General features: G+C 67.2%; 19 protein-coding genes. 7 read left to right on the top strand and 12 right to left on the bottom strand.

Going from position 1 to position 18,988, the window contains the following annotated elements:
* Positions 1-132 precede the first annotated feature (132 nt).
* The 3 genes from cofD to BKG60_RS24045 are packed head-to-tail and all read left to right on the top strand — an operon-like array spanning position 133 to position 3,022.
* Positions 133-1,128, top strand: a complete 996-nt coding sequence (gene cofD, locus BKG60_RS24055) for a 2-phospho-L-lactate transferase (RefSeq protein ID WP_075910137.1) — start codon at positions 133-135, stop codon at positions 1,126-1,128.
* Positions 1,129-1,136: 8 nt separating this feature from the next.
* On the top strand, positions 1,137-2,480 hold the full coding sequence (locus BKG60_RS24050) for a coenzyme F420-0:L-glutamate ligase (protein ID WP_207553901.1): 1,344 nt from the start codon (positions 1,137-1,139) through the stop codon (positions 2,478-2,480).
* Positions 2,477-3,022 carry an NUDIX hydrolase gene (locus tag BKG60_RS24045; RefSeq protein WP_075910135.1) on the top strand — a complete coding sequence of 182 codons (546 nt, stop codon included), beginning with the start codon at positions 2,477-2,479 and terminating at the stop codon, positions 3,020-3,022. Before BKG60_RS24050 ends, BKG60_RS24045 begins: the two co-directional genes overlap by 4 nt.
* A 9-nt stretch (positions 3,023-3,031) precedes the next feature.
* Here the strand turns inward: BKG60_RS24045 and manB are convergent, their stop codons facing one another.
* Genes manB through rfbD form a run of 3 tightly spaced genes read right to left on the bottom strand, consistent with a single transcriptional unit; the run spans position 3,032 to position 5,884 of the window.
* Positions 3,032-4,111 carry a mannose-1-phosphate guanylyltransferase gene (manB, locus tag BKG60_RS24040; RefSeq protein ID WP_070187242.1) on the bottom strand — a complete coding sequence of 360 codons (1,080 nt, stop codon included), beginning with the start codon at positions 4,109-4,111 and terminating at the stop codon, positions 3,032-3,034.
* Position 4,112: 1 nt separating this feature from the next.
* Positions 4,113-5,003 (bottom strand): glycosyltransferase family 2 protein, encoded by an 891-nt coding sequence (locus tag BKG60_RS24035; RefSeq protein ID WP_075910134.1) that lies wholly within the window; start codon positions 5,001-5,003, stop codon positions 4,113-4,115.
* Positions 5,000-5,884 (bottom strand): dTDP-4-dehydrorhamnose reductase, encoded by an 885-nt coding sequence (gene rfbD, locus BKG60_RS24030; protein ID WP_075910133.1) that lies wholly within the window; start codon positions 5,882-5,884, stop codon positions 5,000-5,002. Before rfbD ends, BKG60_RS24035 begins: the two co-directional genes overlap by 4 nt.
* A 66-nt stretch (positions 5,885-5,950) precedes the next feature.
* Between rfbD and BKG60_RS24025 the strand changes: the two genes are divergently transcribed.
* A complete protein-coding gene (locus BKG60_RS24025) occupies positions 5,951-7,432 on the top strand; it encodes an LCP family protein (RefSeq protein WP_070187245.1) in 1,482 nt (493 codons plus the stop codon).
* Positions 7,433-7,457: 25 nt separating this feature from the next.
* Entirely contained in the window at positions 7,458-8,174 is a 717-nt protein-coding gene (locus BKG60_RS24020; RefSeq protein WP_075910132.1) for a TIGR03089 family protein, read from the top strand.
* Positions 8,175-8,193: 19 nt separating this feature from the next.
* Here the strand turns inward: BKG60_RS24020 and BKG60_RS24015 are convergent, their stop codons facing one another.
* Positions 8,194-9,363: an acyl-CoA dehydrogenase gene (locus BKG60_RS24015; RefSeq protein WP_070187247.1), complete on the bottom strand. Its 1,170-nt coding sequence runs from the start codon at positions 9,361-9,363 to the stop codon at positions 8,194-8,196.
* Between the two features lie 121 nt (positions 9,364-9,484).
* Between BKG60_RS24015 and BKG60_RS24010 the strand changes: the two genes are divergently transcribed.
* Positions 9,485-10,141 carry a TetR/AcrR family transcriptional regulator gene (locus BKG60_RS24010; RefSeq protein WP_075910131.1) on the top strand — a complete coding sequence of 219 codons (657 nt, stop codon included), beginning with the start codon at positions 9,485-9,487 and terminating at the stop codon, positions 10,139-10,141.
* A gap of 1 nt (position 10,142) precedes the next feature.
* Here the strand turns inward: BKG60_RS24010 and purE are convergent, their stop codons facing one another.
* Both purE and BKG60_RS24000 read right to left on the bottom strand, forming a co-directional pair.
* Positions 10,143-10,679 (bottom strand): 5-(carboxyamino)imidazole ribonucleotide mutase, encoded by a 537-nt coding sequence (purE, locus tag BKG60_RS24005; protein WP_075910130.1) that lies wholly within the window; start codon positions 10,677-10,679, stop codon positions 10,143-10,145.
* Positions 10,669-11,913: a 5-(carboxyamino)imidazole ribonucleotide synthase gene (locus BKG60_RS24000; protein WP_083650360.1), complete on the bottom strand. Its 1,245-nt coding sequence runs from the start codon at positions 11,911-11,913 to the stop codon at positions 10,669-10,671. Before BKG60_RS24000 ends, purE begins: the two co-directional genes overlap by 11 nt.
* 122 nt (positions 11,914-12,035) lie before the next feature.
* Between BKG60_RS24000 and BKG60_RS23995 the strand changes: the two genes are divergently transcribed.
* Positions 12,036-12,698: a GtrA family protein gene (locus BKG60_RS23995; RefSeq protein ID WP_070187250.1), complete on the top strand. Its 663-nt coding sequence runs from the start codon at positions 12,036-12,038 to the stop codon at positions 12,696-12,698.
* Here the strand turns inward: BKG60_RS23995 and BKG60_RS23990 are convergent.
* The 6 genes from BKG60_RS23990 to BKG60_RS23965 are packed head-to-tail and all read right to left on the bottom strand — an operon-like array spanning position 12,653 to position 18,882.
* Entirely contained in the window at positions 12,653-13,171 is a 519-nt protein-coding gene (locus BKG60_RS23990) for a PH domain-containing protein (protein ID WP_070947036.1), read from the bottom strand. The genes BKG60_RS23995 and BKG60_RS23990 overlap by 46 nt on opposite strands.
* Positions 13,172-13,180: 9 nt before the next feature.
* A complete protein-coding gene (locus tag BKG60_RS23985) occupies positions 13,181-13,990 on the bottom strand; it encodes a biotin--[acetyl-CoA-carboxylase] ligase (protein WP_075910128.1) in 810 nt (269 codons plus the stop codon).
* Between the two features lie 31 nt (positions 13,991-14,021).
* Entirely contained in the window at positions 14,022-15,131 is a 1,110-nt protein-coding gene (locus tag BKG60_RS23980; RefSeq protein WP_070947034.1) for a 3-ketosteroid-9-alpha-monooxygenase, oxygenase component, read from the bottom strand.
* The gene (locus BKG60_RS23975; protein ID WP_075910127.1) at positions 15,124-16,671 is read right to left on the bottom strand and encodes an FAD-binding protein; all 1,548 of its coding nucleotides are present in this window, start codon (positions 16,669-16,671) and stop codon (positions 15,124-15,126) included. The genes BKG60_RS23980 and BKG60_RS23975 overlap by 8 nt, the downstream gene beginning before the upstream one ends.
* Positions 16,668-18,326, bottom strand: coding sequence for a steroid-22-oyl-CoA synthetase (gene casI, locus BKG60_RS23970; protein WP_075910126.1), 1,659 nt, complete (start codon positions 18,324-18,326; stop codon positions 16,668-16,670). The genes BKG60_RS23975 and casI overlap by 4 nt, the downstream gene beginning before the upstream one ends.
* Positions 18,319-18,882 carry a nuclear transport factor 2 family protein gene (locus BKG60_RS23965; protein ID WP_070947031.1) on the bottom strand — a complete coding sequence of 188 codons (564 nt, stop codon included), beginning with the start codon at positions 18,880-18,882 and terminating at the stop codon, positions 18,319-18,321. The genes casI and BKG60_RS23965 overlap by 8 nt, the downstream gene beginning before the upstream one ends.
* Positions 18,883-18,988: the final 106 nt, after the last annotated feature.

The following is an 18,988-nucleotide window of genomic DNA, read 5'->3' as shown; positions in this document are numbered from 1 at the left end:
CCGGGGTCAAGCGCCAGGACGCGAATTCATACCATCTCGTAATGTCAAATCGGCGCGTCGCGACATCGGCGTGTCCTGCCCGTGACGACGTCGTTTCCATCCGCGCGCCATGAGCGCTTAGGGTCGGACGTTGTGAAGATCACCGTTCTGGTCGGCGGCGTCGGAGGCGCCCGGTTTTTGCTGGGGGTACAGCACCTGTTGGGCCTGGGCCAGTTTGCCGGCGGCGACAGCAAGCATGAACTCACGGCGATCGTGAACGTCGGCGACGACGCCTGGATGCACGGCGTCCGGATCTGCCCGGACCTCGACACGTGCATGTACACCCTGGGCGGCGGTATCGATCCCGAGCGTGGCTGGGGTCATCGGAATGAAACCTGGCACGCCAAGGAAGAACTTGCCGCCTACGGTGTGCAACCCGACTGGTTCGGCCTGGGCGACCGGGACCTGGCCACCCACCTGGTCCGCACCCAGATGCTGCGCGCGGGCTATCCGCTGTCACAGGTCACCGAGGCACTGTGCAAGCGCTGGTCGCCAGGGGCGCGGCTGCTGCCGGTCACCGACGACCGCAGCGAGACCCACGTGGTGGTCACCGACCCCGGTCCGGGTGATCAGGCCGGCGTTCGTCACGCCATCCACTTCCAGGAATGGTGGGTGCGGTACCGCGCACAGATACCTTCGCACAGTTTTGCGTTCGTGGGTGCAGAACAGGCAACGGCCGCGCCGGGGGTCACCGATGCCATCGCCGACGCGGACGTGGTGTTGCTGGCACCGTCGAACCCCGTCGTGAGCATCGGACCGATCCTGCAGATCCCCGGGATCCGGGGTGCACTGCGATCGACGAAAGCGCCGGTAATCGGCTACTCCCCCATCATCGACGGAAAACCGTTGCGCGGTATGGCCGATGAGTGCCTGTCCATCATCGGCGTCGAGTCCACCTCGCAAGCCGTCGGACAGCACTTCGGCGCCCGTTCGGGCACCGGAATCCTGGACGGCTGGTTGGTACACGAAGGTGACGACACCGACATCGAAGGCGTTCAGGTACGCGCGGTGCCGCTGCTGATGACAGACCCGGCCACCACCGCCGAGATGGTGCGGGCCGGCCTGGACCTGGCAGGCGTTGCGCTGTGAGCTCGGCGGTGAGCACCGAGCACGGGTCCGCGGACCGCGTCGAGATCCTGCCCGTACCAGGGCTTCCCGAGTTCCGGCCCGGAGATGACCTGGCCGCCGCCCTGGCCGATGCGACACCATGGCTGCGCGACGGCGACGTGCTGGTCGTCACGAGCAAGATCGTTTCCAAATGCGAAGGCCGCATCGTCACCGCCCCGTCCGATCCAGAAGAGCGGGACACCTTGCGGCGCAAGCTGATCGATGCCGAGGCCGTCCGAGTACTGGCCCGCAAGGGCCGGACCCTCATCACCGAAAACGCCATCGGTCTGGTCCAGGCCGCGGCCGGGGTGGACGGTTCGAACGTCGACTCGAACGAACTGGCCCTGCTGCCGGTGGATCCCGACGGCAGTGCACACGTGCTGCGCGAAGGCCTGCGTGAGCGACTCGGCGTCACCGTCGGTGTCGTGATCACCGACACCATGGGCCGCGCCTGGCGCAACGGCCAAGCCGATTTCGCCATCGGCGCATCCGGACTCACCGTGCTGCACGGGTACGCGGGCGCACGCGACCGGCACGGCAACGAACTGCTGGTCACCGAGGTGGCCGTGGCCGACGAGATCGCGGCCGCAGCCGATCTGGTGAAGGGCAAGCTGACGGCGATCCCGGTCGCGGTGGTGCGCGGACTGGAGTTGGCCGACGACGGGTCGAACGCAGGCACGCTGCTACGGCCCGGCGAGGAGGATCTGTTCTGGCTCGGCACCGCCGAGGCGATCCAGCTGGGACGCAACCAGGCCCAGCTGCTGCGCCGATCGGTGCGAACGTTCTCCGATGAGCCGGTCGATCACGCACTCATCGAAGCAGCAGTCGGCGAAGCCCTCACCGCCCCCGCGCCGCACCACACCCGGCCGGTGCGCTTCGTCTGGGTACAGGACAGCGCCGCCCGCGTGCGACTGTTGGACCGGATGAAGGACAAGTGGCGCGCTGACCTCACCGGTGACGGCCGCGAACCGGAGTCCGTCGAACGACGCCTCGACCGCGGCCGAATCCTGTACGACGCACCAGAACTGGTGATCCCGTTCCTGGTACCCGACGGCGCCCACAGTTATCCCGACGCGGCCCGCACACAGGCCGAGCACACCATGTTCACCGTCGCTGTGGGTGCTGCGGTGCAGGCCCTGTTGGTCGCGCTGGCAGTGCGCGAGGTGGGCAGCTGCTGGATCGGCTCGACGATCTTCGCCGGCGATCTGGTACGCGCCGAGCTGGGGCTGCCCGCCGACTGGGAACCTTTGGGGGCCATTGCGATCGGCCATCCGGCCGATCCGCTACCGCCACGCGACCCGGTACCCACCGACGGCCTGCTGGTGGTGAAGTGAGCGCCGAGAGTCTGCACGCTTCGGCTGTCGAGCTGCTGACCAATTGGGAGACAACCGATCCCGGCCAGGACACGCTGCGCCATTCAGTGTTGTCGTTTCTGGCCGCCCGCCCCGATGCCTGTCTGCGCGCGTGTGTGCCGGGCCACATCACTGCCTCGGCACTCGTCGTCGACCACACCGGAACCCAGACGCTACTCACCCTGCATCCGCGATTCGGGCGCTGGCTGCAACTCGGCGGGCATTGTGAGGAAACGGATTCCGACGTTCGCGCCGCCGCGCTGCGCGAGGCCACCGAGGAGTCCGGCATCGCCGGGCTGACCATCGACCGGCAACTGGCCGCGCTGCATGTGCATCCGGTGACCTGCTCACTGGGCGTGCCGACCCGCCACCTCGACATCCAGTTCGTGGTGCGGGCGCCGGCAGGGGCTGAGATCGCTTGCAGCGATGAATCTTTGGACCTGCGGTGGTGGCCACTGGACGGGTTGCCGGAAGGTACCGACTTCGGCCTTCAGCAACTGGCCCAGACTGCGGTTTCGGCGTGAATCAGGCCCTCAGACGTCGGTGGAGTACCGGATACCGCCGTCGGGGATGTTGACCCCCGGCCACACCCTGGCGCCGCGCAACAGCTCGCATCGGGCACCGATGTCGGCCCCGTCGCCGATCACGCCGTCGCGGATCAATGCCCGCGGGCCGATGCGGGCCCCGAAGCCGATGATCGAACGTTCGATCACCGCGCCGGCTTCCACGCGCACCCCGTCGAAGATCACCGCGCCGTCGAGTCGTGCGCCGGCACCGATTTCGGCTCCCCGCCCCACCACGGTGCCGCCGATCAACAAGGCGCCGGGGGCAACCGCGGCGCCTTCGTGGACCAGCGACTCGCCACGCTGACCGTTGAGCGCCGGTGACGGTGCGATGCCACGAACCAGATCGGCCGATCCGCGCACGAAGTCGTCCGGAGTGCCCATGTCGCGCCAGTATGAGGCGTCGACGTATCCGCACATCTTCAGCCCGCGAGAGAGCACCTCGGGGAAGATCTCGCGTTCGACGGACAGCGCCCGGCCTCGCGGGATCTGGTCGATGACATGCTTTTTGAACACATAGCAGCCGGCATTGATCTGGTCGGTGGGCGGATCCTGGGTCTTCTCCAGGAATGCCGTCACGCGTCCGTCGGCGTCGGTGGGCACGCACCCGAATGCACGCGGATCGCTGACGCGCACCAGATGCAGAGTCAAATCGGCCTGGTGAGTGTCATGCGACTCCAGCAGCGCGCTGAGGTCTGCTGCCGAGAGCACGTCGCCGTTGAACACCATGGCCGTGTCGTAGCGCAGTTTGTCCGCCACGTTGGCGATGGCACCACCGGTGCCGAGTGCCTCGGTCTCGGTGACGTATTCGATCTCGAGCCCGAGGTCGGAGCCGTTGCCGAACGCCTCCTCGAAAACCTCGGCCTTGTACGAGGTTCCCATCACCACATGCTTGAGGCCGGCCTCGGCGATCCGGGCCAGCAGATGGGTGAGGAACGGAACGCCCGCCGTCGGCAGCATCGGCTTGGGTGCCGACAGTGTCAACGGCCTGAGCCGGGTGCCTCGTCCACCGACGAGGACGACAGCATCCACCTCCGCGGGATTGATCACGTCAGCGCCCTTTCCCCTGCTTACGTCGAGAACTACCGACTACCAGGCCCGCACGTGCCGCCAGCGCGCCCCGAATCGTCCACCGTAACGGCGCCTGCCAGAGCGCCGGGTATCGATCAGCCAGAAAAGTGTAGGTACTGCGGTGATGGGCGGCCAAGTTGCGCGCGGGGTCGCGGCCGGTGGAGTGCCCCTTGTCGTGCAGTACCTCCGCCGACGGCACGTAGACGTTCTGCCAGCCGGTCCGGGCGATCCGGTCACCGAGGTCGACGTCCTCCATATACATGAAGTAGCGCTCGTCGAATCCGCCGACGGCGTCAAAGGCGGCGCGGCGCATCAGCAGGCACGAACCGGACAGCCAGCCGACCTGGCGCTCACTGGGTTCTTGACGATCCTGGCGGTAGGCCGCCGTCCACGGATTCGACTTCCAGAACGGTCCGACGACGGCGTGCATGCCCCCGCGGACCAGGCTGGGCTGATGACGCGCCGACGGGTAGACCGATCCGTCCGGATCGCGCACCATCGGCCCGAGTGCCCCGGCCTGCGGCCAGCGCCGGGCCGCGTCGAGCAACAGGTCGATCGAGCCTGGTCCCCACTGGACGTCCGGGTTGGCGATGATGAAAAATTCCGAGCACTCCGCATCCGATATCTGCTCGGCGCCGCGATTGACCGCGCTGCCGTAACCCAGGTTGCTGCCGGTGTGGAGCAGACGCACGTTCGGGTAGCGCTTTTCGGCTTCTTCCGGGGCTCCGTCGGTCGAGCCGTTGTCGGCCATGATGACTTTGACCGGCCGATCGGTGGCCAGGGCGAGGGAGGCCAGGAAACGGTCCAGGTGTGCGCCCGGCGAGTACGTCACCGTCACCACAACGAGCGGGCGGGCCGCATCCTCAGTCACGGCGTAGAGGGTAGCGGGCCGGACGGGCGCCCTTTTTCGACCGCCGCCACCAGGGCTTCGCGCCAATCCCGCAGCGGGGTCAGGCCGGCCTCGGCGGACCGGCGCGCGGACAGCACGGTGTAGGTGGGACGGGGCGCCGGCCGCGGATGCCGGTCGCTGCCGACCGGCCGAACCCGCTCCGGATCGGCCCCGATGGCCGCGAAGGTCTCCCGCGCCTGGTCGAACCGGCTGGCCTGGCCGGCGTTGGCGGCATGCAGCACACCGGGCCGCACGCCACCGTCGGCGATCTGCAGCAACGCTGACACCAGATCACCGGTGTAGGTCGGCGATCCGAATTGGTCGGCGACCACGTCCACCGGGCCGTCCCCGGCGGCCAGCCGACGCATGGTCGCCACGAAATCGGCTCCGTCGCCGCCGCGATAAACCCAGGCGGTGCGCACGACGTATGCGTCGGGTTTGGCGGCCAGTACGGCCTGTTCCCCGGCCAGTTTCGTCTGGCCGTACACGTTGACCGGCCCGGTTTCGTCGTCGACCTCGTACGGGGTGTGACGTGTCGCGGACGCGCCGAACACATAGTCGGTCGAGATGTGCACCAGGTCGGCGCGGGCATGCGCGCATACCGTGGCGAGGTTGCCGGGACCGGCGGCGTTGACGGCCAAGGCCCTCTCGCGATCGGTCTCGGCGGCATCCACCTGCGTGTATGCCGCGCAGTTGATCACCACGTCGCCGGGCTCGACGAACCCTCGCACCGTGTCAACGTTGGTGACATCACATTCGGCAGAAGTCAGGGCCAGCACGTCACGCCCTTCGTAGCGGGCCTGATCAGCCAATACCTGCCCGACCATGCCGCCGGCCCCGGTGATCACAATCCGTTGCGCCATGCGCCGAGTCTGGCACGCCGGTCTGCGTTACCCGGCTCACGTCCAGGCCGCAAGTAGCCTGGGCAGGTGCCTATCCCCCTCCTACGCTCACTCGCTGTCGCCACGGCGTCGGCCGTGGTGCTCGGAACAGGGGTGGCCTGGACCCAGATCCGCTCCTTTGAATCCGGCATCAACCACATCACCTCCGCGGCTCTCGGCGGCGGCGGTGAGGACGGCGCGATCGACATCCTGCTGGTCGGGATGGACAGCCGTACCGATGCCCACGGCAACCCGCTGTCGGCCGAGGAGTTGGAGACACTGCGCGCCGGGGACGACGTCGCGACGAACACCGACACCATCATCCTGATCCGGATTCCCAACAATGGCAGGTCGGCCACCGCCATCTCCATCCCGCGCGATTCGTATGTCGAAGCGCCGGGCTGGGGAAAGATGAAGATCAACGGCGTGTTCGGCGACGTCAAGCTCGACCGGATGAAGCAGCTGGTCGAGGTCGAGGGCGAAGATCCGGCCGTCGCCGAGCCCCAGGCCACCGAGGCCGCCCGCGAGGAACTGATCCAGACCGTCGCCGCGCTCACCGGCGTCACGGTCGACCACTACGCCGAAATCGGACTCCTCGGCTTCGCGCTGATCACCGACGCCCTGGGCGGCGTCAACGTATGCCTGAAAGATGCTGTTTACGAACCACTTTCGGGTGCCGATTTCCCGGCCGGCTGGCAGAAGCTCAGTGGTCCGCAGGCGCTGAGCTTCGTGCGACAGCGCCACGACCTCCCGCGCGGTGACCTCGACCGGGTGACCCGTCAGCAGTCGGTGATGGCTTCGCTTGCCCACGAGGTGATCTCCAGCAAGACGCTGTCCAGCCCGGGAACCCTGGGGCGGCTTCAGGATGCCGTACAGCGCTCGGTGGTGATCTCCGATGGCTGGGACATCATGAACTTCGTCGAACAACTGCAGAAGCTGGCGGCCGGCAGCGTGGCGTTCGCGACCATCCCGATCGTGCGCGAGGACGGCTGGAGCGACGACGGCATGCAGAGCGTGGTCCGGGTGGATCCCGACCAGGTGCACGAGTGGGTGTCGAGCCTGCTGCAGGACCAGGACGAGGGCAAGACCGAGCAACTGAGCTACTCCCCCGAGAACACCACCGTCGAGGTGGTCAACGCCACCGACATCAATGGCCTGGCGGCCGCGGTGTCCCAGGTACTGGGCAACAAGGGCTTCGTTCCCGGCGCCACCGGTAACCACGAGGGCCCTCCGCCGGCATCCAGCCAGGTGCTGGCCGCCAAGAGTGACGACCTCGGCGCGCAGGCCGTGTCGAAGGACCTCGGCGGGCTACCGGTCAACGAGGACTCGACGCTGCCGCCGGGTGCGGTCCGAGTGGTGCTGGCCGCCGATTACACCGGTCCCGGATCCGACGGGATGGATCCGTCCGCGGGCATCGTGGATCCGGCTGCGGCCGGCGACAGCTACAGCGACACCGGCGACGCGAGCCCGCCACCACCGCCGTCGCCGATCCTCAACGCAGGTTCTGACGATCCCAAGTGTGTGAACTGATCGTCCTCGAGTAAAACCAAGGGCTATGAGCACAGTCAGCGCCGCGGTGCTGGACCCGTTGTTGACAGCGGATCCAGCCGGCCCACGGATCACCTATTACGACGACGCGACCGGCGAGCGGATCGAGTTGTCGGCGGTGACCATGGCCAATTGGGCCGCCAAGACCGCCAACCTGTTGCGCGACGAGATGGGCGCCGGCCCGGGAACGCGGGTGGCGGTGCTGCTGCCCGCGCACTGGCAGACCGCCGCGGTGCTGTTCGGGGTCTGGTGGATCGGTAGTGAAGTGGTGTTGGGCGGTGGTTCCGACAATTCCGCCGACATGGCCCTGTGCACGCGGGATCGGCTCGATGAGGCCGACGACGCGGTCTCGGGCGGCGAGGTCGCGGTACTGTCGCTGGACCCGTTCGGCAAGCCGGCCCCGGATCTACCCATCGGCGTCACCGACTACGCCACCGCGGTGCGGGTACACGGCGACCAGATCGTGCCCGAACGTGTTCCTGGTCCGGCATTGGCCGGACAATCGGTCACCGAGGTGCTGCAGGCCGCTCAGAATGCCGCTGCGGCACATGGTTTCACCAGTTCCGACCGCGTGCTCTCCGCCGCACCCTGGAGCACCCCCGACGAGCTCGTCGAGAACCTGATCGCCGTGTTCGTCGCGGGTGCGTCACTGGTGCAGGTGGCCAACCCGGACACCGCCGCGATGGACCGGCGCCGGGAGACCGAGAAGGTCACGCGCGGCTAGCTTCTCTTGCCGAGCGGGATCACTTGAGCAGGGCGCGGCTCATGACCACGCGCTGAATCTGGTTGGTGCCCTCGTAGATCTGGGTGATCTTGGCGTCCCGCATCATCCGCTCGACCGGGAAGTCCACGGTGTAGCCCGCGCCGCCGAACAGCTGTACCGCGTCGGTGGTGACCTCCATGGCCACATCGGAGGCCAGGCATTTGCTCGCCGCCGAGATGAAACCGAGGTTGCCTTCACCGCGCTCGGCCCGCGCCGCAGCCGAGTACACCATCAACCGGGCCGCTTCGACCTTCATCGCCATGTCGGCGAGCATGAACTGCACGCCCTGGTTGTCGCTGATCGGACGACCGAACTGCTTGCGGTCCTTGGTGTATGCGATCGCCGCGTCCAGCGCACCCTGGGCGATACCGACGGCCTGCGCGCCGATCGTCGGGCGGGTGTGGTCCAGGGTCGCCAACGCGGTCTTGAAACCGGTTCCGGGCTCACCGATGATCCGGTCACCCGGGATGCGGCAGTTCTCGAAGTAGAGCTCGGTGGTCGGGCTGCCCTTGATGCCGAGCTTGCGCTCCTTGGGGCCGACGGTGAAGCCCTCGTCGTCCTTGTGCACGACGAACGCCGAGATGCCGTTGGCACCCTTGTCGGGATCGGTCACGGCCATCACGGTGTACCAGGTCGACTTGCCGCCGTTGGTGATCCAGCACTTGGTGCCGTTGAGAATCCAGTCGTCGCCGTCGGCCTTGGCGCGGGTCCGCATGCCGGCCGCGTCGCTGCCCGCCTCACGCTCGGACAGCGCGTAGGAGGCCATCGCCTCGCCGGAGGCCAGCGACGGCAGCACCTGCTTCTTGAGCTCATCGGAGCCGCGCAGGATCAGGCCCATCGTGCCGAGCTTGTTGACCGCCGGGATCAGTGAGGCCGAGCAGTCCACCCGGGCCACTTCCTCGATCACGATGCAGGCCGCGACCGAGTCTGCCCCCTGGCCGCCGTACTCCTCGGGCACGTGGATCGCGTTGAAACCCGAGGCGTTCAGGGCCTGCAGGGCTTCTTCCGGGAAGCGCGCGTTCTCGTCGACGTCGGCGGCGTACGGAGCGATTTCCTTCTCCGCCAGCGCCCGGATCGCCGCGCGGAGCTCCTGGTGCTCCTCCGGCAGCTGAAATAGATCGAAAGATGGGTTACCGCCCCAGCCAGCCATGATCTTCTCCTTAGCTCTCTTGGTTCAATCGTGCCCGGACTGCACATCGAGTACATCGCCCTGCTACTTTTGGTACTCAGTACCATACCATCGGCACTCAGTACCCGAGGAGGTGCGCCCAATGCCCGACCTGCCCAGCACCCGGGAGCGTCTGGTGAGCGCCGCATTCGATCTGTTCGAAGAGCGTGGCTATGAGGCCGCCAGCGTCGATGACATCGCGGCCCGGGCGGGGGTGGGACGCACCACCGCGTTTCGTCAGTTCGGGTCGAAAGAGGCGTTGATCTTTCCCGATCACGAGGCGTTGCTGCGCCGTGCCGACGAGAGATTGTCGGCGGCGTCGCCCGATGCGCTACCCGCCGAAGTCATCGCGGTGGCAACGACGTCGGTATTCGAGAACTACCTCGCCGAGGGCGAGCGGGCGCGGACGCGGTATCGGCTCACCCGTTCGGTGCCGGCCCTGCGTGATTTCGAAACCGCCGTGGTGTCGCGGTATGTCCGGCTGTTCACCAAACACCTGCGGGCCGCGCAGTCCGGGGATTGGACGGCGGATCTGCGCGCCGAACTGTTCGCCAACGCCGTCGTCGCCGCGCACAACCACGTTCTGCGCCGATGGCTGCGCGGCGGCTCGCCCAGCCCACGGTCGGACCTGGCCCAGGCGCTTGCCGCAACCTGGCCGATCTACCGCGGCGGCAGCGGCCGCACCGCGGTCGTGGTGATGTCGACCGATGAACCGATCGAATCCCTTACGCCGCGCATTCGCGAGCTGATCGGCGATTGACTCAGCCGGCGTCGGAGCCGTCGCCCAACAGGCGATCACGCAACGCTGCGTCCTTGGCCAACACCATGGTTTCCAGGTCGGACTGGAATTTCACCATCCGAGCCTGCAGTGCGGCATCGGACGAACCCAGGATCCGCACCGCCAGCAGGCCCGCATTACGTGCTCCGCCAATCGAAACCGTGGCCACCGGAACCCCGGCGGGCATCTGCACGATGGACAGCAGCGAGTCCATGCCGTCGAGGCGGGCCAGCGGCACCGGCACCCCGATCACCGGGAGCGCGGTGGCAGAGGCCACCATTCCGGGCAGGTGCGCAGCTCCTCCTGCTCCGGCGATGATCACCTCGACACCCCGGCCCGCGGCGCTCTTGGCGTAGTCGAGCATGCGTTGCGGGGTGCGGTGCGCCGAGACCACACCCACCTCGAACGGCACCTCGAACTCGGCGAGCGCATCGGCCGCGTCGGACATCACCGACCAGTCGCTGTCGCTGCCCATGATGAGTCCGACCCTCGGGCCGGATCCGTTTGCGCTAGCCGCCATGTTCATCCCATCCGTCGGTCCACTCGCCGTGCGACAACCAGTGCGCGGCCCGCACCGCACGCTCGCGGAGTTCGTCCATATCCGTGCCGATGATGTTGACGTGCCCGAGTTTTCGGCCGGGCCGTTCGCCCTTGCCGTACAGGTGCACCTTCGCGTCGGGGATCCGCGCGAACAGGTGGTGCAGCCGCTCGTCCATCGACATCGTCGGGGTCTGCGGCGTGCCGAGCACATTGGCCATCACGGCCGCGGGCGCAATGGCCGAAGTGTCGCCGAGCGGGTAGTCCAAGATCGCCCGCAGATGCTGTTCGAACTGGCTGGTGACCGCGCCGTCCATGGTCCAGTGCCCGGAGTTGTGCGGACGCATGGCCAATTCGTTGACCAGCAGTGTGCCGTCGACGGCCTCGAACAGCTCCACGGCCAGCACTCCGACCACACCCAGCTCGTTGGCCACTCGCAGGCCGAGTTCCTGTGCGGCCGAACCGGTTTCGTCGGACAATCCGGGAGCCGGAGCATACACCTCAACGCAGATGCCGTCGCGCTGCACGGTTTCCACCACGGGCCAGGCCGCGCCCTGCCCGAACGGTGAGCGTGCCACCAGCGCGGCCAGCTCGCGACGCATCGCGACACGCTCCTCGGCCAGCACGGGCACGCCGTCGGCCACGTAACCGGCCACAACCTCTCGGGCGGCCGCCAGGTCGTCGGCCATCACCACGCCCTTGCCGTCGTAGCCGCCACGCACGGTTTTGATCACCACCGGACCGTCGACCTGCCGCACGAACTCCTCGACGTCGGAAACCGAGGTGATCTCGGCGAAGCGCGGCACCGGGGCGCCCAAACTGTGCAGTTTGCGACGCATGAGCAGCTTGTCCTGGGCATGCACCAGGGCCTGCGGCGGCGGGTTGACCGTCACCCCTTCGGCCACGAGGGTCTCGAGATGCTCGGTGGGTACGTGTTCGTGATCGAACGTCAGCACCGCTGCGCCGTCCGCCGCCCGACGCAATGCGTCCAGGTCGGTGTGGGAACCGATGACGACATCCGGAGTGACCTGCGCGGCGGATTCATCCGACCCGGCGGACAGCACCCGCAGGGTCTGCCCGAGCGCGATCGCCGCCTGGTGCGTCATCCTCGCGAGCTGGCCTCCGCCGATCATCGCCACTACAGGCGACGCCCCGCTCGCGGGGGTGGAATTCCGTCCGCTCGCGGGCGAAGGCGGCTTCTTGGGAGTTGTCGGCACGCTCCTATGTTGTCATGCGCCGATTCATGTCCTCGTCATGACCGGCGCATTGACCTGCGGTTAAGCTCCCGGGTCCGCAGCGATGCGGCATCGGCACCCGCATTTACGTACACTGCCTAGCTGTGTCCTTCGCCGATGCGACAATCGCTCGATTGCCGCGATTCGTTCGTCCCTACGCCGAGCGGCATCACGAGCTGATCAAGTTCGCGATCGTCGGCGCGACGACGTTTGTCATCGATTCGGCGATCTTCTACACCCTCAAGCTCACGGTGCTCGAGCCCAAGCCGGTCACCGCCAAGATCATCGCCGGCATCGTCGCCGTCATCGCCTCCTACATCCTCAACCGGGAGTGGAGCTTCCAGAACCGCGGCGGCCGCGAGCGCCACCACGAGGCCCTGCTGTTCTTCGCGTTCAGCGGCGTGGGCGTGCTGCTGTCGATGCTGCCGCTGTATTTCTCCAGCTACGTACTGGGACTCCGCGTTCCGGAAGTGTCGCTGACGGTGGAGAACATCGCCGACTTCATCTCGGCGTACATCCTGGGCAATCTGCTGCAGATGGCGTTCCGGTTCTGGGCATTCCGCCGCTGGGTGTTCCCCGACGAGTTCGTCGACAAGCCCGATCTGGCGCTGGAGTCCACGCTCACCGGCGGTGGTTTCGTCGAGGCTTTCGAGGATCATGCCGAGCACAAGTCCGCCACGGTGACACCGCTGCGGCGGCCGATCCGCCGGGCGAAAGCCCGTCAGCTCGGCGACTCTTCAGACCCCAGGGTGTCGAAGACTTCGTGATACAGCAGTGAGTGCACCTGCTCCACGCGCGGAATGTCGTTGAATTCCAGGGGATCCTGCGACGCCGATTCGATGATCAGCGTGCCGGTGCGCAACATGCGGTCGGTCAACCCATGCCGGAACTCGACGCTGTTGATCCGCGCGAGCGGGATGTCGATGCCCGAGCGGGTCAACAGGCCATGGCGGAACATCACCCGCCGGTCGGTGATGACGAAGTGCGTGGTCCACCAGGTCAGGAACGGCCAGACCGTGAGCCAGCCGACGACGATGAGCCAGATCGCCCCGATCACGATGAACAGCACATTCTTGGCGGTCGCCTGCCAGTCCGTGGCGTTGACCACCGCAGCGACGAACGCCGATGCCGCGCTGGCCAGGACCAGGACCAGGACCGCACCGATCAGACGTTTCCAGTGCGGATGCCGATGCAGCACCACCTGCTCGTCGTTGGCCAGCACATTCTCCGGGTAACCCACGGCAGCACTCTACGGCTCATCTGACCGCAGGTGCGTGATGTCACCGGCCGACACCGTGGCCCGTTCGGTGCCGGTGTCGATGATCAGCCGCCCGATAGCGTCGACGTCGACGGCCGTGCCCACCAGCTCGTTGTCCCCCGGCAGAATTGCGCGGACCCCGCTACCGATGGTGACGCTGCGTGCGCGGTAGTCGGCGGCCAGCTTCGGATCGGAAGCGCGCCAGCCGGCGAACCGCGCGGCCAGGTGCCGGAGCAATGCCTGAGCCAGCGGGTTGCGGTCCACGGTCGCCGCGCCGAGCTGCGACAGCGAGGTGGCGCGCGGGTCCGGGGCCTCCTCGGCGGTCATCGACACGTTGAGGCCGAGCCCGACCACGACGACCGGTGCCGGCGATGCCACCTCGGCCAGAATTCCCGCGAGTTTCCCGCCCGCCGGGCCGACCAGAACGTCATTCGGCCATTTCAGGCCGACGCGCACACCGGTGACCTCGGCGACGGCGTCGACGACGGCGACACCGGTGGCCAGCGGCAGCCAGCCCCACCTGTCCGTCGGCACCCCCGACGCGTCGACCCCGACCGACAAGGCCAACTGCGAACGCGCCGGCGCCGACCACTGCCTGCCATGCCTGCCGCGCCCGGCGCGCTGGTATTCGGCCAGCAACACCGCGCCCGCGATCGCCTCACCGCCGGCCGCGCGGGCCAGCAGGTCGGCATTGGTGGATCCGGTTTCCTCGACGATGTCGAGACGACGCCAGGGCTCCCGCAATCCGGCGCGCAGGGATACGACGTCGAGCGGCGGGCGGTTCGGCTGGCGATCATCCATGGGCCGTCAGCTTATTCGCACCCGCGGTGGGCTACCGCTTGGCCAGGTTGGCCGCCACCTCCTGATGCCAAAGCTCGTTGGCGTGGGTGGTGTCGACCTCTTGCTCGAACCGGGCCGTCATGTCCGGCGCGACGTCGGCGACATCGACGTAGAACTGCTCGTACCACCGGCGATGGTGGTAGACCGGGCCGTCTTCCTCGGTCAGCAGTGGATTGTCGATGCGTGTCTTGTTCTTCCAGATCTCGACGTCTTCCATGAAGCCGTCCCCGAAAGACCGGCTCATCGCGGCGGCGAGCTTGTCGGCTTTCTCCGCGGGCAGCCCGGGATTCCGTTGAACCGCGACGCCCCACTGCAACACGAACGAGTCGTGTGTCACCGGGTAGTGACAGTTGATCAGGGCAACCTCCACGGTGAAATCCGGGGCGAGGTCGTTGTGCAGCCAGTTGATCATGTACGCGGGGCCGAAATACGTTGCCTCCGAACGCAGATAGGTGCCGTCCCAGAGTTCGCGGGTGGCATAGTCCGGGCGCGGTTTGGACTCCATGAACTGGCTCGCGGTGTGGCCTTCGATGACGTTCTTGAAGTAGGTCGGGTAGGCGTGGTGAATGTAGAAGAAGTGCGCCATGTCGACGTTGTTGTCGACGATCTCGCGGCAGTGCGAGCCCTCGATGAGGATCGAATTCCACTGCCACGGTGACCAGACACCGTCCTGGTAGCCCTCGATGGTGGGCGGGATCAGCTCGTCGGTCGGGGTTGAGCCTTCCGGGTCGTGCCACACCAGCAGCTGACCGTTGACCTCACAGGTGTGCCATTTGCGGGTGCGCGCCAAACGCGGGGTGCGCTTGGCGTAGGGAACCAGCTTGCACTTTCCGTCGCCGCCCCAGCGCCAGTCGTGGAACGGGCAGGCCAGGTTGTCCTCCTTGACCGTACCCATCGACAGGTCGCCGCCCATGTGCCGGCAGTACGAATCGAGCACGTGCAGTTCGCCGGCGGAGTCGGCATAGACGACGAGCTTGCCGCCGAACGCCTCGATGCCGTGCGGCTGCCCGTCGCGGAACGTGTCGGCGAGCCCCACGCAGTGCCAGCCGCGGGCGAATCGCGTCATCTCCGCGCCGGCGTCGATTTCCCGGATGTCACTCATATGTCTTGCCTAACATGTCTTTGACCGCCAGGTGGCTGAACAGCATGCTGGTTCCGATCGGATTTCCGCCGCCCGGATAGGCGGTGCCGCTCGGGGCGGCCATGGTGTTGCCCGCCGCGTACAGTCCGGCGATCACCTGCCCTTCGGCATCGAGTACCCGGGCCGCGGTATCCGTACGCAACCCGCCCTTCGTGCCGAGGTCGGAGATACCGAATGCGGCGGCGTGGAACGGGCCTTTCTCGATCGCGACGAGCGGGGACGCGCCGCCGGAGAACGCGCGGTCGTAGGCCTCGTCGCCCCGCCCGAAATCTTCATCGGTGCCGCCGGCGACGAAACCGTTGAAGCGCTCCACCGTGGCGATCAATTTGTCGGCGGGCACACCGATCTTGGTGGCCAGCTCTTCGAGAGTGTCGGCGGTGTGCCACAGCCCGGCGTCGACGTATTGCCCAGTGTCGACCATCGAGACGTTGGTGGCCTTGACCGGCGGAACCTCACCCTCACGATCGTCGTAGATCATCCAGAACGGCAACGTCATCGAACCGTCGGCAAGTCGTGGCAGGATCGCCCGGCCGATTCGGTCGTAGGCCGCCGACTCGTTGACGAAACGCGCTCCGTTCTGGTCGACGAAGATTCCGCCGGTGAACCACAGCGCGAAGGCCGAGCGCCCGTCGGGGTGCGTCAGGCCCGGCGACCACCAGGCCTGGTCCATCAGGTCCACGTCGGCGCCGATGGCCATCGCGGCCTGATGCGCGCGTCCCAGGTTGGCCGGCGGCCCCATGGTGTCGCGGGCGACGCCGGGCACACCGTACTCGCGGCGCAGCTCGTCGTTGCCTTCGAAGCCGCCTGCCGCGAGCAGCACGCCGCGGCGGGCCCGGATCGCCTGCCGTTCGCCGTCGGTTTCGACGATCGCACCGGTCACCACGCCGTCCTCGACCACCAACTCGACCAACGGGGTGTTGAGGCGAAGCGAGGAGCTCGGGTACTGCTCAATGGCTTTCAGGAACCGGGCGATCAACGCGCGGCCGCCGATGAAGTAGTCATCGGGCTGCTCGGCACCGAGGCGGTCGGCGTCGAGCGGCCCGCGGACCAGCTCGCGCAAGTGCGGGGCTTTCTCCACCTTGAGCGGGCGGGCCGCGATATGGCGTTGTCCGTCGGTCCGGGCCTTGGGCGCCTTGCCGAAGTAGTCCGGCCACGGCATCGGGGCAAACTTCAGATGGTCGTCGGCTTCCAGGTACTCGATCAGCCCGGCACCGCCGCGGACGTAGGTTTCCTGTAGTTCCCGCGGGGTCCGGTCGCCGACGACGGCGTGGTAGTACTCCAGCGCGTCCTCGACGGTGTCGTCGGTGCCGGCTCGTCGGAGCACCGGGTTGCACGGGAACCACACCCCGCCGCCACCGGAATACGCTGTGGTGCCGCCGAATTTGTCGCTGGCTTCGACCAGGATCACCGACAGGCCCTCGCGGGCCGCGGTGTAGGCACCCGTCACGCCGCCGCCACCCGATCCGGCGATCAGGACGTCACACTGGTCATCCCACTTCATAGGTAACGCTGCCTCCCATACTGCGCGAACTCGGCGTCCAGCGACTGCTTGTCATCGTCGCCCATGGCCCGATACACGGGCGTTCCCCGTCCCGCCCACCGGTACACCACCTCGTCGGTGTGCCAACGTTGTGTCTGCAGTTCACGTTTGAGCACCTTGTTCGACCCGGTGACCGGCAGGTTCTTCGACACCCGCAGGAACCGTGGAATTCCCTTGGTGCCCAGGTCTTCCTGGGCGGCCAAGTAGGCCACGAAATCCGCGGCGTCGAAGCCGTCGGGATCGGCCACCTCGATCGCGGCCATCACCTGATCGCCCGAACGCGGATCGGGCACCGCGTACACACCGGCGGCCACCACCTCGGGATGGCGACGCAGGACGCGCTCGATGTTCAGTGCCGAGGTGTTTTCACCGTCCACCCGGATCCAGTCGCCGCGCCGGCCGGCGAAGTAGATGAACCCGGCCGCGTCGAGGTAGCCGAGATCACCGGTCCAGTACCAGCCGTTGCGGATACGTTCGGCGTTGGCCTCGTCGTTGCGGTAGTAGCCCTCGAAGGTGCGGGTGCCGAGTTTGTCGACGATCTCTCCGACCGCGTCGTCAGGGTTGAGAACACGTCCGTGCTCATCGAGAACCGCTGGCACACAGTCGTTCAGCGATTCAGGGTCGACGATCGCGACACCTTGATGCGCGGGCCTGCCGAGCGCGCCCGGCGGCATGTCCGGGGCGAGCACCACTGCCCCACCGCCTTCGCTGGAGCCGTAACCTTCGAACAGTTCGGCGTCGAACCGGCGACGGAACTCGTTCTGGTCATCGGGTGAGGCCTCGGTGCCGAAACCGCGGACCAACGGGTTGTCGGCGTCGTCTGGTTGCGCGGGGGTGGCCATCAGGTAGCCGAGTGCCTTGCCCACGTAGGTGAAGAACGTGGCGCCGAAATACCGTACGTCCGGCAGGAATCCGGACGCCGAGAACGAGGGCGTCAGGCACACGGTGGCACCGACCGTCAGCGCCGGAACCCACAGCGCCATGATGGCGTTGCCGTGGAACAGCGGCATGCAGCAGTACTCCACGTCGTGACGCACGTGGCCGAACTTCTCGGCGGCCGCGTAGCCGATGCGGGCCAGTCGACCCTGGCTGCAGATGACGGCCTTGGAGGCACCCGTGGTGCCCGAGGTGAACAGCAGCAGCATCAGGGAATCCTCGGTGACCCCGGGGGCGACCGACGGAGTGACGCGATGCGCGGCGAGCTGTGCCGCATAGTCCGGGCCGTCGACCACCAGAAACCGCTCCGGCGCCAACCCGAGGTCGAGCCCACTCAGACGCTGGGCACCGGCGGTGTCGGTGACGATCAATTGGCAATCGGCAAGCCGGATTTCGGCTGCCATCTCCGCGGCGCCACGGGTCGGGTTGATGCCGACGATGGTCGCCCCGGCCAGCGCGGCGCCGCCCAGCCAGAAGACGAAGTCCGGCACGTTGTCCAGCAGCACGCCGATGTGCAACGGGCCATCGATGCGCATGGCCTGCGCCAGCGCGCCACGCGCGGCGGATTCGGCGATCACCTCGTCCCACGTCCAGTCCCGGTCACGGGTGCGCAGGCCGAGGTGTTGGTCACCGACCCGATCGAGCAGCAGCGACGCGATGTCAGTCCGGACCTCAGGCATGGGCTTGGGCGGCGGCGCGCTTCTGGTCGATGTAGGCCTGCGGCAGGTCTTCCTGGCTCAGCTTGGTCACGCTGACCGGACCGGTCTGATAGGCGTCCTCACCGAGGATGAGGCCGTCGGCGTCGATCGGCCAGTTGATCAGCTGACGGAACAGCAGCAGGTAATCGCCTTCCGGGTCCTCGACGTCGACGCCGATCGCCTGGGCCGCCGCGCCCGGGTAGATCATCTTCATCCAGCCTTCGGTCATCACCAGATCATCGTCGACGGCCAGGCGATCGATCTCGAAAACGAGGTGGTTGGCACCGCTGGCCACGAAGGCCTCGTAATAGGCACGCACGCCTTCGGTGGTCTTGGGGCCCATGTCGGCATTGGCATACCAGAAGTGGTAGTCCGGATTCGGCGCCAAGGTGGCCATGAGCCGTTCCATGTCGGGCTCAGCCTCGGCCTTCATGTGCTCAAGGACGATGCCCAGCACCTGTCGATGCCGCTCGTCGGTGGTGACGGCCAGGCGTTCTTCGACGGGAACCCAGGTCTTGGTCGGATCGATGATGGCCATGTCGGGCCTCCTTGTCTGTTGCGGGCTGCATCGCAATCTTTGGCCAATCAGGTGATCCCGGTCACCCGCTACACGTCGGTCTATCACGCGAATTCACCCGACAGTT

This window comes from Mycobacterium syngnathidarum (assembly GCF_001942625.1).
Taxonomy (GTDB): domain Bacteria; phylum Actinomycetota; class Actinomycetes; order Mycobacteriales; family Mycobacteriaceae; genus Mycobacterium; species Mycobacterium syngnathidarum.
This window is presented reverse-complemented; position numbering and strand designations above follow the sequence as displayed.